The following is a 15479-nucleotide window of genomic DNA, read 5'->3' as shown; positions in this document are numbered from 1 at the left end:
CCGGAATACGATGATTGGCTGATTGTGCCCGGAATTCGGGGATCTTTTCCGGCGCCGGAGCTCGTGGGAATCCCGGCAGGCGGGCCACTCGCCGCAACCGCGAAGGACACCAGTCCCACCTCCCGAAGGCGACCGGCGAGCCGATGCGTCCAAGCCGCGGGTGCCCGACGAGACCAGGGAACGGGATGCCGTCGTCGTCCGGTCTGCGAGTCCGGCGACCTCAGGCGGCGGTGGTGCGCAGCTCGTCGCGCTTGACGTAGTGGAAGACGAAGGGGCCCAACGGGAGGACCGCCGCCAGCAGCGCGAGCAGGGTCGTGCGCATGTTCCAGTCCAGCACGCGGCGGACGGTGAGGATGGCCACGACCAGCGCGGTGAACAGCGCGCCGTGCGCGATGCCGAGGGGCAGCACCAGGTCGATGTCCGAGACGCGGCTCAGCACCGACCCGAACAGGATCAGCACGACGAACGACCAGCCCTCGACCAGCGAGAGCACACGGAACCGGGCGACGGGATCGGTCAACACGACCCGACCCTAGTAGGACAATTCGCCCAGGCGTGCGGCGGGTGTCCCCTGCTCGGTCATGGCGGCGACCCGGCGTCGTACGTCGCGCGGAGTTGGTGCTTGCGCAGCTTGCCCAGCGGGTCACGGGGCAGCTCGTCGACGAGTTCCAGCCGGTCGGGGTAGTACGACTCGGTCATGCCACCGGCGCGCAGGTGGTCGTGCAGCTCCTCGAGCGTCGGGGGCTCGCCGCCGGGGACCACGACAGCGCAGACGTGCTCCCGCGCGCCGTCCACGCGACTGATGATCGCCACGTCCTTGACGCCGGGGTGCTGCTGCAACTCCTCCTCCACGTCCCGCACCGGGATCATCACCTCGGCGTTCAGGTCGTAGACGCGGTCGGCGACGCGACCCTCGATGCGGATGCCGCCCCGGCCGTCCGCGCGGGCGAGGTCGCCGGTGTCGAACCAGTCGCCGTGTCCGGTGCCGGTGGTCGAGATCCGCTCGATGTCGTCGGTGATGGTGCCGACGCACATCGACGCGCCACGCACCTGCAGCGCCCCGGTGGTGCCCTCGACGTCCGGGGTGACCACGCGCACCTCCAGCCCTGGCAACGGCCTGCCGTCGCTGTGGGCCGACCAGTCCGGTGGGTCGTCGGCGCGCACCGCCGTACCCACGACGTTCTCGGTCATTCCCCAGACCGCGCGCAGCGGCACCCCGAACGTGTCCCGCACCGTCGGCACCAGGCCGGGCGGCACCGTGGTGCCACCGGCCATGACGGTGTGCAGCGACGGCAGCTCGCGGGGCCGCTCGCGCTGGGCGGCGACGAGCGCGGCCAGGGTGGGCGCGGAGGTCAGCAGACGGGTCGTGCCCGCCTGTGCCATCAGGTCGAGCATCCGGCCGGGATCGGCGGCATCCTGGAACACGCCGGTGCCGCCGGTCAACAGGACCCCGAACACCGCCCACAGCGGGCACGCGATGTGGCTCACCCGCATCGTGGTCGCCGCCCGGTCCATCCCCGGTCCGCCGACCGCCGCGGCCATGAACCCGCTGGCGCCCGCGTAGATCGTGTTGCAGGTGTGCAGCACACCCTTGGGTTCACCGGTGCTGCCCGAGGTGAACAACACCATCGACGGCTGGTCGGGGTCCACCGGCGACAACGAGGAGAGATCCGGGTCCGGCCGGTCGACGAAGCAGTCGTGGAAGTCCACCGCGCCGGTGTCCTCGGCGTCGCCGTACACGACCCGCTGCCGCAACCCCGGCAGTCGCGGCGCCATCTCCGCGAGTGCCCGCGCGTGACCGTAACCGGCCCAGCTGTCCACCGTGACGCAGACCCGCGCACCCGTTCTGGCGAGCGCCCGCTCGATCTCCCGTGCCCGCAGCTGCGGCACGATCGGCTGTGCGACCGCACCGACCCGCACGCACGCCAGCAACAACGCCGCGGTCTCCCACCAGTCGGGAAGCTGGAAGGCGACCACGTCACCGGTGCGCACACCGAAGTCGACGAGGCCGCCCGCGATGCGCCGGACCAGCCGGTCGAACTCGCGGTAGGACACCACGCGCACCGTGCCGTCGCCGGTACGCCCGTTGACCAGCACCGGGTCGTCCGGACGCGTTCGCGCCCACTCGGCCACGTCGTCGAGGAACGTCGTGTCCCGCCACCAGCCGTTGCTCCGGTAACGGCGCGCCAGCTCGGGGTCGGCCGCCAGTCGAACCAGGGACGTCACTCCTGCGGCCTCCGCGACATTCCGGGTCAGCGAGTCGGACCGGCACGGAGAACGTGCCTGCTCCGTTTCAACGACGACGGACTGTACCGGACCGGACGCGAAGGTCACTCCGCCGGATAGCGGTAACTCGACGCGCTGAAACCGATGTCGAACCCGAAGTACCCGTGGATTTCGGCCTGTTGCCCGGTGCAGTCGCTTTCCGAGTACACGGTCGCGGTCACGTTGGTGTGGTACGAGCGGGACGGCGGGATTGTGTAACAACCATGATAATAGATCGTGGTCCGATATTCGGTCCCGTGGAACGCCGGTTCCGAGTAGAAGCAGGCGTTGAAGATGATGCTGTCGCACGGGTAGGACGGGGCGGCACTGGCAGGGGTAGCGGTAATCACGAAAGTGGCCGCGGTGGCGAGTAACACCGCCGACAGCTTTTCGACAGTCATATCGGCACGGTATGAGGTGGTGAGGCCGCGGAAAACCGCCGGGCCGGTGATACGGGTGCGACCTCCGGCGGCGCGTTCACCGCTTTCGGCCGACAGCGGGCGGGAGTCCCATCGCACCGGTCGTGCCTGGCTGTCGACAGCGGTCGCCGATCCCGCCCCCAGGGGGGACCGTCAGGAACTAGGGTGTGCCCGGTGCGGGAGATGGTGGTCGTCGTCCGGGACGCGGGGACGACGTGGGTGGCGCAGACGGTGGCTACGATCCGGGCGGCCGGTTGTCTTGCCGGTGTGGTCAGCGGACCGGTCACCGACGACGAACGGGTGGAGCTGTCCGGCCTCGCCGACCGCCTCGTGGTGGTCGGCGACCCGACCGATCCCGGCCTGCTCGCGGCCGCCGCGCGGGAGGTGAGCGCGGGGCACCGGCTCGGCGCGGTGTACTCCTCCTCCGACGGTGCGGTCGTCGCCGCCGCGCGGGCCGCGGAGCTGCTCGGCATCGGGCGCACCCCGTCGGCCGGACTCGCCGCCGCACGCAACAAGTTCGCGACCCGGCAGGCCATGGCCGCCGCCGGGCTGTCCACCCCGCCCTTCGCCCTCATCCACGACGCCGCCGAGGCCGCGGCCGTCGCCGCGGCGGTGCCGCTGCCCGCGGTGGTCAAGCCCGTCAACGGCGCGGGCAGCCACCTCGTCGAGCGGGTGTCGACCGTCGACGGGCTCGCCGCCGCCTACCGCACGATCGCTGACCGGCTGTTCGACGCCCCGCAGCTGCGCCACCTCTACACCGCCCAGCTCACCGGCGCCACCCCGATCGACCCCGCCACCACGTTCCTCGTGGAGGGCCTGCTGCGCGGCCACGAGTACACCCTCGACCTGATCGTCCGCGACGGTGAGGTCGAGCTGCTCCCGCTGGTGGACAAGTTCTTCGTCGACGACCGGTTCTTCGAGCGCGGGTTCGTCAGCCCGCCCGTCGACCTCGACCCCGGCCTCGCACGCGACATCGGCGCGGCGGTCACGAACGCGGTGCTGGCGGTCGGGCTGGACAACACCGTGGCGTGCGTGGAGGTGATCGTCGACGAGGTGCTCGGCCCGACGGTCGTGGAGATCAACTGCCGGCCGGCGGGACAGATCATGGGCACCCTCTACGACCTGCGCACCGGCGTGAACACCGCGGCCGAGGTGATCGGGCTGGCTCGCGGCGTGCCGGCCATCCGCACCGAGCCGAAGCTGCCGATCCCGCTCGCCACCCTCACCCTGTTCCCGGAGGGCACCGGCCGCCTGCGGGCGGTGCACGGCCTCGACGAGGTCGCCGACCTGCCCGACGTGCTCCGCGTCGTGCGGTCCGTCGCGCCGGGCGACCTGATCACCGACGACTACGAGATCTTCGCGGTCAACCTCCTCGTCGCCGGGTTCGACGACGAGAAGGACCTGATGGACATCTACGCCGAGGCCGACAAGTTGGTGCGGTTCGAGATCGAGCCGAGGTAAAAGTCCGCCGAATCCTTGCCGGGCGAACGCATGGCGCGGTTAGAGTGCGCGGACGACCGGCTCCGGACAGGGAGCCGCTGGGTGGAAGGACTGGGGTGCACGGCTTACCGGACCAGGTACGGCTCGCCGCCTACATCGCGTTGCTGCACCGGCTGACCGGCAAGGACCTGCTCACCGTCGGCGTCGGGGACCGGGTCGTCCGGGTCGCACTGGACGAGGCGACGACGTTCGCCGCCCTGCGCACCGGGGTGGCGGAGAGCACCGAGCCCGAGCACACTGCCGAGCACACGGACGGGACCTACACCGAGCCGCTGCCCCCGGACCTCGCCGACCGGCACCGGCTGCTGCTCGACGCCGCGCTGGCCGCGCCGGACACCCCGGTCGCCGCGCTGCCGCTGCTGACCGGTGACGAGCGGGCGGCGGTGACCGCATGGAGCACCGGCGGTGACCCCGGATCCGTGCGCACCGCGCCGTTCGTGCCGGTCCACCGGCTGGTCGCCGAGCGGGCCGCGGCCGGCCCGGACCGGCTCGCCGCCGCCGACGCCGCCCGCGGGCTCACCTACGCCGAGCTGCACCGCGCGGCGGGCCGGTTCGCCCACCGGCTGCGGGCCGAGGGCGTGCGGCCGGGCGACCTGGTGGCCGTCGTGCTCACCCGCGGCACCGAGCTGGTGCTCGCGCAGCTCGCGATCCTGCGGGCCGGGGCCGCGATCGTGCCGCTCGACCCGGTCAACCCGGCCGCCCGGCTCGGCCGGATGCTGGACCGGGCCGGCGCGCGGCTGGTCGTCACCGGCGCGGAACAGCTCGACCGGCTCCCCGCCCACGTCACCCCGGTGGTCGTGGACTGGGCCGCGCTCGGCGACGGGCCCGAGGCCGACGACCCGCCGGTGCACCCCGACCAGCTCGCCTACGTCACGTTCACGTCCGGGTCCACCGGCGAACCCAAAGGTGTCGCACTGCCCCACCGCGCGCTGACCAGCACCGTCGCCTGGGCACGGCGGGCACTCGCGCTCACCGCCGGGGACCGGGCCGGGATGACCGCCTCCCCCGGGTTCGACGTCAGCGTGCTCGACACGTTCAGCGCGCTCACCGCGGGCGCCAGCGTGCACGCCCCGGCCGCCGAGCTGCTCACCTCCCCCACCGACCTGCGTGCCTGGCTGGTGGCGCAGCGGGTCACCGTCACGTTCCTGCCGACCCCGGTCGGCGAGAGCGTGACCGGCATGACCTGGCCGGTGGACACCGCGCTGCGGCTGGTGCACACCGGCGGCGCGACGCTGCACCGCCACCCGCCTCCCGGGCTGCCGTTCACGCTGGTCAACCTGTACGGCCTGACCGAGGTCGGGGTGTGGAGCACGAGCACGGTGGTCGAACCGGGCGGCGACGGCCCGCCGTCGATCGGCTCGCCCATCGACCGCTCCGACGTGCTCGTGCTGGACGCGGCGGGCGCCCCGGTGCCTGCCGGTGTGCTCGGCGAGGTGCACGTCGGCGGGGTCGGTGTCGCGCGCGGCTACCTCGGCGGACCGGGCCTGACCGCCGACCGGTTCGTGCCGCACCCGTGGCGGCCGGGCGAGCGGGTCTACCGCACCGGCGACCGCGCCCGCTGGCGCGCAGACGGGACGCTCGAGTACGTCGGCCGCACCGACCACCAGGTGCAGAGCAGCGGCGGCGTGCGGGTCGAGCTCGGCGAGATCGAGACGGCACTCGTCGCGCATCCCGCGGTGACCCAGGCGGCCGCCGCGCAGGTGGACGGGCGGATCGTCGGCTACGTGACCGGCGCGGCCGGGGTCGACACCGCGGCGCTGCGCGAGCACCTGGCGCAGCGGTTGCCGAGGTACATGGTGCCCGCCGAGCTGGTCGTGCTGGACACCATGCCGCTGACCCCGACCGGCAAGCTCGACCGGCGGGCACTGCCCGCGCCCGGCGAACGGGCGAGCTCGGCCGGGTACGAGCCGCCGCGCACCGAGCTGGAGCGCAGGCTCGCCGAGATCTGGCGGACCGTGCTCGGCACCGAGCAGGTCGGCATCCACGACACCTTCTTCGACATCGGCGGCAACTCGACCGCGCTGATCCAGGTCTACGGGCACCTGGTGTCGGTCACCTCCCGCGAGGTGTCGCTGCAGGAGCTCTACGAGCACCCGACGATCGCCGCGTTCGCCCGGCACCTCGGCGACACCCCGGACCCGGCGCCAGAACCCGCACGGGCACCGGCCGGGCGCGACCGGGCGCGGCTCGCCCGGCTGCGCAGGGAGCGCGTCGACGGGAGCCGCACACGTGACTGACGGGGAGACCGACCGCGACACGCACATCGCCGTGGTGGGCATGGCGGGCCGGTTCGCGGGCGCACCCGACCTGGACGCCTACTGGCGGCTGCTGGTCGCGGGCGACTGCGCGGTGCGCAAACTTGACCGCACCGAGTTGCTCGCGGCGGGCGAGGACCCGGCCAGGATGGCCGACCCCGCCTATGTGCGCCGGTACGGGCGGCTGGACCGGCCGGAGTGGTTCGACGCCGACTTCTTCGGCTACGCGCCGGTGGACGCCACCCTCACCGACCCGCAGCACCGGGTGTTCCTGGAGACCTGCTGGCAGGCGCTGGAGGACGCGGGCTACCCGCCGTCGGAAACCGGCGCGGTCGTCGGGGTGTACGCGGGCTGCTCGCCGTCGCGGTACTGGTCGCTGGTGGGGCGGGACGCCGACCGGTTCCCCGGGCTCGACGACGTGCGGATGGCGATGGTCACCGGTGCCGACCACCTGTGCCTGCGGGTGTCGCACAAGCTGGGCCTCACCGGCCCCAGCATGACCGTGCTGTCGACGTGCTCGACCGCGCTGGTCGCGGTGCACCAGGCGACCCAGGCGCTGCTGTTCGGCGACTGCGACATGGCGCTCGCGGGCGCGGTGTCGGTGCGGATGCCCGCGCTCGGCGGGCTCGCCAGGGCAGGCAGCGTGCTGTCCTCGGACGGGGTGTGCCGGGCGTTCGACGCGAAGGCCAACGGCACCGTGTTCGGCGACGGCGCGGGCGTGGTGGTGCTGAAGCGGTACACCGACGCGGTGGCCGACGGCGACCACGTGCACGCGGTGATCCGCGGGTCCGCGGTGAACAACGACGGCCGCGACCGGGTCGGCTACGGCGCGCCCGGGGTCGCGGGGCAGACCGCGGTGATCCGCGCCGCGCTCGCCGCCGCCGACGTCGACCCGGCCGACATCGGCTACGTCGAGTCCCACGGCACCGGCACGCCGGTCGGCGACCCGATCGAGGTCACCGCGCTGACCAGGGCGTTCGGCGACGTGCCGCGCGGGCGGACGGTGCTCGGCACGGTGAAGCCCAACATCGGGCACACCGACGCCGCCGCCGGGATCGCCGGGCTGCTCAAGGTCATCCTGGCGCTGCGGCACGGGGTGCTGCCCCCGGCGATCAACGTGTCCGAGCCCAACCCGGCGATCGACCTCGCCGCCACACCGTTCGTCCTGCCCGCGGAGCCGACGCCGTGGGAGCGGCGCGGGCCCGCCCGGCTCGCCGGGATCAGCTCGTTCGGCATCGGCGCCACCAACGCGCACCTGGTCGTGGAGGAGCCGCCCGCACGTCCGCAGGGCGCGCCGCCTGCCGGGCAGCGGCTGCTGGTGCTGTCCGCGCGGACGCCTGCCGCGCTGGAGGCCGCCACCGCCGACCTGGCCCGTCACCTCGCGGCCCACCCGGAGGTGTCCCTCGACGACGTCGCCCACACGCTGCGGGTCGGGCGGGTGGCGTTCCCGTACCGCCGGTTCGCGGTGGTCACCGACCACGCCGACGCGGTCCGGGTCCTGCGTGGCGACGAACCCGCCCGGCTGGTCACCGGCACCGGACCGGTGCACGGCACCTCCGGCGAGCCGGTGGCCGGGCAGGCGGGACTCGCCGAGCTGGGCCGCCGGTGGCTCACCGGGCAGCCGCTGCGACCGGAGGCGGCCGGGCGGCGCAGGGTGGCGCTGCCGACCTACCCGTTCCAGCGGCAGCGCTTCGTCGCCGGGCTGCGCGAGCCCGGCACACCAGAACCGGTTCCGGCGCCCGCACCGGCGGCTGCCGCCGAGACGGGATGGACCCGCGACGAGATCGCCGAGACGATCGCGCTGCTGTTCGCCGAGGTGCTGCTGGTGCCCGAGGTGGCACCGGACGACGACTTCTTCGAGCTGGGCGGCGACTCCCTGATCGCCGTCGGCCTGCTTGCCCGCCTTGAGGAGTCCTTCGGTGTGTCGCCGCCGCCGGAGGACCTGTTCGCGGCCGCGACCCCCACCGAGTTCGCGGCCGTGATCGCCGAGCTGTTGGAGGATCCGCAGTGATCGACCCGCCGACCCGCCAGACCACTGCACCGCTGTCGTTCCCCCAGCAGCGCCTGTGGTTCCTCGACCAGCTGCTGCCGGGCAACACCGCCTACGCCGTCAGCTGGGCGGTGCGGTTGCGCGGCCCGCTCGACCCCGACGCGCTGCGCTGGGGCCTCGACCGGATCGTCGAGCGGCACGAGACGCTGCGCACCCGCTTCCCCGCAACGGACGGCGACCCGTTCGGCGTGATCGAGCCCGCCGGTCACGTCGACCTCCCGGTCACCGAGTGCGGGAACGAGGACGAGGTCCGCGGCCGGATCGGCGCGGACATCGCCACCCCGTTCGACCTGCGCTCCGCGCCGCCGCTGCGGATGCGGCTCTACCGGCTCGGGCCCGACGAGCACGTGCTGAGCGTCGTCGTGCACCACATCCTCGTCGACGGGTGGTCGACCGGCCTGTTCTTCGGCGAGCTGGCCGCCTTGTACACCGCCCGCGCCACCGGGCAGCCGGACCCGCTCGCGCCGCTGCCCGCGCAGTACCGGGACGTGGCCCGCTGGCAGCACGAGCAGCTCGACGGCGGCGAGCTGGCCGTGACGCTGGACTGGTGGCGCGAGCACCTCGCCGGGGCGCCCGCCCTGCTGAACCTGCCGACCGACCGGCCCCGGCCGACCGTGCAGACCTTCGACGGCGCCACCCACCAGCTCACCCTGCCCGCCGAGCTGTGGCGGGCGATCACCGCGGCGGGCAGGCCGCACCGCGCGACCCCGTACATGGTGCTGCACGCGGCGCTCGCGGCACTGCTGCACCGGCTGACCGGGGCGACCGACCTGGTGATCGGCTGCCCGACGGCGGGCCGCACCCGCCAGGAGCACGAGCGCCTCATCGGCATGTTCACCACCACCCTGCCGATGCGGGTGGGTCTCGACGGCGACCCGACCGGTGCGGAGCTGCTCGCCCGCACCAGGGCGACCGCGCTCGGCGCGTTCGGCCACGCCGACCTGCCGTTCGAAAAGCTCGTCGAGGAGCTGCGGCCCGAGCGGGTGATGAGCCACAACCCGCTGGTCCAGGTCATGCTGACGCTGCAGAACACCCAGGCTCGCGGCGGTGCCGCCGGTGGGGACACCGCGGCGGGACTCGCGATCGAGCACTTCCCCATGGACCTCGACGCCGCGTTCGTCGACCTGTGGCTGGAGGTCCGGCCGCCCACCACGCCGGACGGTCCGGCGCTGGCCCGGTTCACCTACAAGGCCGACCTGTTCGACGCGGACACCGTCGCCCGCATCGCGGCCCGGTACGAGACGCTGCTGCGCGATCTCACCGAGCACCCGGACACCCCGGTGTCGCGGCTGCGGCTGCTGCCCGACGCCGAGTACGCGCTGGTGGTCGACGAGTTCGGCGCGCCGGGCACGGAGCCGGTGGTGTCGGAGACGCTGGCGGAGGTCTTCGCGAACCAGGCGGCGCGCACCCCGGACGCGGTCGCCGCGACCAGGGGCGACCGGCAGGTCACCTACGCCGAGCTGAACCGGGCGGCCAACCGCATGGCACACCGGCTGCGCGCCAGTGGGGTGGGCCCGGACGTGCTGGTGGCCATCTGCGCGGGCCGCGACCTCGAGATGCTCGCCGCGACGCTGGCGGTGCTGAAGGCGGGCGGTGCCTACGTGCCGCTCGACCCGGCCAACCCGGACGAGCGGCTGCGGTACGTGCTCGGCGACACCGGCGCGCGGCTGCTGCTCACCGAACGGGCACTCGCCGACCGGTTCGCCGGCTTCGCGGGGCAGGTCGTCGAACTGGACGGCTGCGTGGCGCCGGGCGCCCCCGGCGACGCCGGGGACCCGCCCGTCGCCGCCACCCCGGACAACCTGGCCTACGTCATCTACACCTCCGGCTCCACCGGCCGGCCGAAGGGCGTGATGATCGCCCACCGCCAGGTGGTCCGGCTGATCAGCGCGGCGGACGCCGACTTCGACTTCGGACCGGCCGACGTGTGGGCGCTGGTGCACTCGCACGCGTTCGACCTGTCGGTGTGGGAGATGTGGGGCGCGTTCAGCAAGGGCGGCCGGGTCGCCGTCGTCCCAGCCGAGACCGTCCGCGACCACGAGGCGCTGCACGACCTGCTGCGGGCCGAACAGGTCACCGTGCTCACCCAGACCCCGCCGGCGTTCCGGGCGCTGCGGGCGGCGATGGCCGCGTCCGGGCGGTCCTTCCGCGACCTGGCGATGCGGACGGTCGTGTTCGGCGGCGACGCCCTGCACGTCAGGGAGTTCGAGGACTGGTTCGCCGAGCACGGCGACGCGGTGCCCGCGATGGTCAACATGTACGGCATCACCGAGACCACCGTGCACACCACGTACAAGCTGCTGACCACCGCCGACCTGACGGCGGGCGCGTCGTCGCCGGTCGGCCGCGCGCTGGGCGACCTGTACCTGTACGTGCTCGACCAGCACCTGCGGCCGGTGCCGGTCGGCATCCCCGGCGAGCTGTTCGTCGCGGGCCCCGGACTGGCCCGCGGCTACCTGAACCGGCCGGGGCTGACCGCGGACCGGTTCCTGCCGGAGCCCTTCGGCGGGCGGCCGGGCGCGCGGATGTACCGCAGCGGCGACCTGGTGAAGTGGCTGCCCGACGGCGGGCTGGAGTACCTCGGCCGGGTCGACCGGCAGGTGAAGATCCGCGGGTACCGCATCGAGCCGGGCGAGATCGAGTCGGTGCTGCTGGAGCACCCGATGGTGGGCGAGGCGGTGGTCGTCCCGCGCACCGACCAGCACGGCCAGCAGGACCTCGTCGGCTACCTCGCGCCCCGCGCGGGCAGCGAGGCGCTCGACGACCTGGTGGACCGGTCGAGCGACGACGCCGTCGCGAGCTGGAACGAGGTGTTCGACCTCGCCTTCGGTGGCGAGTCCGACCCGTTCGCCGGGTGGAACTCCAGCTACACCGGTCAGCCCATCGACCGGGAGGCGATGACCGCCTGGCTCGACGACGCGGTGGCCAGGGTCCGGCGGCTGCGGCCGCGCCGCGTGCTCGACGTCGGCTGCGGCACCGGGCTGTTCCTCGAACGGCTGGCAGGCGAGTGCGAACGCTACGTCGGCACCGACTTCTCCGGCGCGGCCCTGGCCGCCGCGCGCAAGCGGGCCGAGGTCGCCGGACTCGGACCCGACCGGGTGGACCTGCGCAGGCTGTCCGCCGACGCGCTCGGCGAGCTGGCCGGCGAGCGGTTCGACGTGGTGCTGCTCGACTCGGTCGCGCAGTACTTCCCGTCGGTCGACTACCTGCTGCGGGTGCTCGACGGCATCGTCGGCCTGGTCGCGCCGGGCGGGCACGTGTTCGTCGGCGACGTGCGCCACCTCGGGCTGGTCGAGGCGTTCCACGTCTCGGTGCAGCGCTACCGCGCGGCGGACACCGACTCGGTGACCGACCTGCGGACGCGAGTGGCGCAGCGGATCGGTGACGAGAACGAGCTGCTGGTCGACCCAGCGCTGTTCCTGGCCCTGCCCGCGCGGCTGCCGACGGTCGCGGGGGTGGACGTGCTGCTCCAGCGCGGCCGCTACGGCACGGAGATGGAACGGTTCCGCTACGACGTCCTGCTGCGGATCGCGCCGGACGAGAGGGGCGAGCCCGCCGAGCCGGTCGCGTGGGCCGAGGCCGGGCCGAACGCCGAGCGGTTCCGGCGGTGGCTCACGCGGCGCCGCCCGGCCGCGGCCACCGTGCGCGGCATCCCGAACGCACGCGTCGCCGACGAGCTGCGCGCGGCGGCGATCCTGTCCGGCGCCGGGACCGCCGGGGCGCCGGGCACCGTCGGGGAGCTGGCCGCCGTGCTCGCAGACACCGCCGACGCCGCGATCGACCCGGAGGACCTCGCCGAGGCCGCCGAGTCGGTGGGCTACCAGGTGTGGCCGAGGTGGTCGCCGACCGAGCCCGGCCATTTCGACCTGACCGTCGTGACCGAGGGCGGGGAGCTGCCCGCCGAACCCGTCGAGCCGCCGGCGGAGCGGGTCGACTGGACCCGGTTCGCGAACTTCTGCCTGCGGGACCGCTGGGAGGCCCGGGTGGTGCCCGCGCTGCGCGAGCACCTGGCGGAACGGCTGCCCGCGCACATGGTGCCCGCCCGGTTCGTGGTGCTCGACCGCCTGCCGCTCAACCGCAGCGGGAAGGTCGACCGCGACCGGCTGCCACCATCGGCGGCCACCCGCGCCGCCGACGAGACGTTCGTCGCGCCCCACGACGAGACCGAGCGCCTCCTGGCGAGCATCTGGGCGGAGATCCTCGGGCTGGACCGCGTCGGCGTCACCGACGACTTCTTCGCCCTCGGCGGCGACTCGCTGCGCAGCGTGCAGGTGGTCGGCAGGGCCCGCGCGGAAGGGCTGGTGCTGTCCGCCCGGCAGCTGTTCGAGCATCCGACGATCGCGCAGCTCGCCACGGTCGCGCGCCCGGCGGAGACCGCGCCTGCCGTGGTCGCGCCCACCGCGGCGCAGCGGCTGCTGGCCGCCGCCGGCGCGGACGCGGTCACCACCGTCGACGTCGCCGTGGCCGGGCCGGTCGACGCGGAACTGCTCGACGCCGCGTTCGCGTTCCTCGCCCGCAGGCACGACGTGCTGCGCCTCGGACAGGACCCCGACGGCGGCTGGTCGCCCCGGCAGACCGAGCCCGCGGTCCGCTGGCTCGCCGGGGCCGACCAGGACACCCTGCGCACCGAGGCCGCCGCGCTCGACCCGGCGGCGGGCACCGCGGCGCTCATCGGAACCGGGGCGGACTCGCCGGCACCGCGGCTGGTGCTCGCCGTGCACCGGGCGGTGCTCGACGAGCACAGCGTCGGCGTGCTGCTCGACGAGCTGAGCCTCGCCTACCGGCAGCTCGTCGCGGGCGCGGCCATCCGGCTGCCGGGCAGGCCGGCCGGGTTCGCCGCGTGGGCGGCCACCCAGCCCGCCGCCACGCCCGTCGAACCGTTCACCGCGGAGCCGGGAGCGGTCGTCGAGGTGGTGCCGGAACCGGCACAGGTCGCCGCACTCACCGGCCCGCTCGCCGCGGCCTACCGGCTGTCGCCTGCCGAGGCGCTGCTCGCGGCCACGGTCCTCGGCGCCCGGCGCGGTGCGCACGGGGACGACGGGGTGTGGGTCCGGCGCCGGGCAGGCTCGGCCCCCGGCCTCGGCCGGTTCGACCTGGTGCACACCGTGCCCGCCACCACCGACGCGGACCTGGACGCCGAGCTGTCCGACCTCAAGGAGGACCTGCGCGCGGCGCACCCGGCCGTGGTCGCGGAACGTCCGGCGGTCATGGTGCACGCGGTGACCTGGCACGCCGCCGACCCGGCGGCGCTGCTGCGCGGCGAGACGGGGCCGGTGGCGGTCGACCGGATCGCGACCGGCGCGGACGTGCTGCTGAGCCACGACACCGACACCGGCGGCGACCGTGTCACCGTGCGCGTCGCGGGCCCGGCCGCCGCCGAGGTCGCCGAGCACGTCCTGGCGGGCCTCGCCGCGCTCGCCGAGCACGCCGCCCGTCCCGGCGTCGGGTCCTGCACGCCGTCGGACTTCCCGCTGGCCGGGCTGGACCGCCAGACGCTGCGGGCGGTGTTCGGCACCGGACGCGACCTCGCGGACGTGTACCCGGTCGGTCCGCAGCAGGACTGGATGCTGCGCCGCTACCGCGACCTCGGCGACCGCAGCCTCTACGGGTTCGACCTCACCTGGGCGGGCGACGACATCGACCCGGACCTGTGGCAGCGCGCGTGGGAGATCGTCACCGCCCGCCAGCCCGCGCTGCGGGCCGGGCTGGTCACCGAGGGCGTGCCGCGCCCGCTGCTGGCCGTGCGCCGGGAGGTGCCGGTGCGTTTCCAGGTCGAGGACTGGTGCCACCTCGACGCCGACGAGCAGGGCCGCCGCTGGTACGAGCACATGGAACGGCTCTACACCGAAGGGTTCGACCTCACCGAGCCCGGCCAGTCCCGGCACGCGCTGTTCCGGGTCGGGCCGAGCACCTACTGGTGGACGTGGTTCGTCAACTACCTGCTGCTCGACGGCATCTCCTTCTACCGCGCTTTCCACGAGGCGGAGACGGTGTACCGGGCGCTGCGCGAGGGCCGGGAACACCGGCTGCCCGCGCCGGTCGAGCCCGTGCGGTACGTCGAATGGTTCGAGCGGCGCGACCTCGCCGGTGACATCGACACCGACCTCGACCACTGGCGGCGCAGGCTCGCCGGGTTCACCGAGGTCACCCCGCTCGCCGCCGGCCTCGGCGCACGACCGGACGCGCCTGCCCGGCCACAGCGGACCGGCCGGGCGACCATGCTGTCCCGCAAGCTGAGCGCCGCGCTGCGGATCACCGCGCGACGCCACCAGCTCACGCTGTACTCGCTGTTCCAGGCCGCGTGGTCGCTGCTGCTGCACGACACCACCGGCGAGACCGACATCGTGTTCGGCAACGTGGTCGCGGGCAGGCCCGACGAGCTGCCCGGCGCCGACCAGATCGTCGGGTACTGCAACCTGCACCTGCCGGCACGGGTGGCCGTCACCCCCGACGCGCCGCTGCTGCGGTGGCTGCGGGGGCTGCAGGCCGAACAGGTCGACGACCGGGCGCACCAGTGGGTCCCGCTGCGCCGGATCACAGCGGCGGGCGAGGTGCCCGACGGCCGGACGCTGTACGAGTCGTGCCTGTTCTTCATGGACGGCCCGCTGCGCGCCGCACCCGCGTCCGGCACCTGGCGGCGGGTCATCGGCGCGGCGAACACCGAGCACCCGCTGCGCGTGGTGATCGGGCCCGCGGAGCAGATCTCGATGAGCCTGGTCTACAACCCCGGCACGTTCTCCGACGACCGGATGGACCTGGTGCTGCGCAAGGTGACCGCGGCGCTGGTCGCCATGTCCCGCTCCCTGGACGGAAAGGTGACCGACGTGCTCGCGGCGATGGACCGGCCACCGGAGGTCCCGGTGATCTCCAGGGAGAGCCAGCTGCGGTTCAACCAGGCCTCGCCCGCCACCAACCCGGCCCTCGACCTGACCGGCGGCTGACCAGGTACTCGACAGCGTCTTTCCGAGCGTGTCGTTGTCCTGAAAGACG

General features: G+C 74.2%; 7 protein-coding genes. 4 read left to right on the top strand and 3 right to left on the bottom strand.

Features of this window, described 5'->3' with window-relative positions; all coding sequences use genetic code 11:
* Positions 1–220: 220 nt before the first annotated feature.
* From ACFPCV_RS30495 to ACFPCV_RS30485, 3 genes are all read right to left on the bottom strand, one after another.
* Positions 221–523, bottom strand: coding sequence for a DUF3817 domain-containing protein (locus ACFPCV_RS30495; RefSeq protein WP_378059893.1), 303 nt, complete (start codon positions 521–523; stop codon positions 221–223).
* 56 nt (positions 524–579) lie between these two features.
* Positions 580–2226, bottom strand: a complete 1647-nt coding sequence (locus tag ACFPCV_RS30490; RefSeq protein ID WP_378059892.1) for an AMP-binding protein — start codon at positions 2224–2226, stop codon at positions 580–582.
* A 104-nt stretch (positions 2227–2330) separates the two neighbouring features.
* Entirely contained in the window at positions 2331–2666 is a 336-nt protein-coding gene (locus ACFPCV_RS30485) for a hypothetical protein (protein WP_378059891.1), read from the bottom strand.
* Positions 2667–2867: 201 nt separating this feature from the next.
* Between ACFPCV_RS30485 and ACFPCV_RS30480 the strand changes: the two genes are divergently transcribed.
* The 4 genes from ACFPCV_RS30480 (at position 2868) to ACFPCV_RS30465 (ending at position 15430) form a co-directional block, all read left to right on the top strand.
* The gene (locus ACFPCV_RS30480) at positions 2868–4145 is read left to right on the top strand and encodes an ATP-grasp domain-containing protein (RefSeq protein ID WP_378060056.1); all 1278 of its coding nucleotides are present in this window, start codon (positions 2868–2870) and stop codon (positions 4143–4145) included.
* A gap of 95 nt (positions 4146–4240) precedes the next feature.
* Positions 4241–6421 carry a non-ribosomal peptide synthetase gene (locus ACFPCV_RS30475; protein WP_378059890.1) on the top strand — a complete coding sequence of 727 codons (2181 nt, stop codon included), beginning with the start codon at positions 4241–4243 and terminating at the stop codon, positions 6419–6421.
* Entirely contained in the window at positions 6414–8450 is a 2037-nt protein-coding gene (locus ACFPCV_RS30470) for a beta-ketoacyl synthase N-terminal-like domain-containing protein (protein WP_378059889.1), read from the top strand. The genes ACFPCV_RS30475 and ACFPCV_RS30470 overlap by 8 nt, the downstream gene beginning before the upstream one ends.
* Positions 8447–15430: a non-ribosomal peptide synthetase gene (locus ACFPCV_RS30465; protein ID WP_378059887.1), complete on the top strand. Its 6984-nt coding sequence runs from the start codon at positions 8447–8449 to the stop codon at positions 15428–15430. The genes ACFPCV_RS30470 and ACFPCV_RS30465 overlap by 4 nt, the downstream gene beginning before the upstream one ends.
* Positions 15431–15479: the final 49 nt, after the last annotated feature.

The sequence above is a fragment of the Actinophytocola glycyrrhizae genome, from assembly GCF_042653545.1.
In the GTDB taxonomy this organism is placed as follows: Bacteria; Actinomycetota; Actinomycetes; order Mycobacteriales; family Pseudonocardiaceae; genus Actinophytocola; species Actinophytocola glycyrrhizae.
Note: the sequence above shows the minus strand (reverse complement) of the source record. Positions and strands in the feature narration are given on the sequence as shown.

Coding starts and splice junctions, on each gene's coding strand:
- ACFPCV_RS30485 (WP_378059891.1), bottom strand. CDS start 2,666: ATGACTGTCGAAAAGCTGTCGGCGGTGTTACTCGCCACCGCGGCCACT.
- ACFPCV_RS30480 (WP_378060056.1), top strand. CDS start 2,868: ATGGTGGTCGTCGTCCGGGACGCGGGGACGACGTGGGTGGCGCAGACG.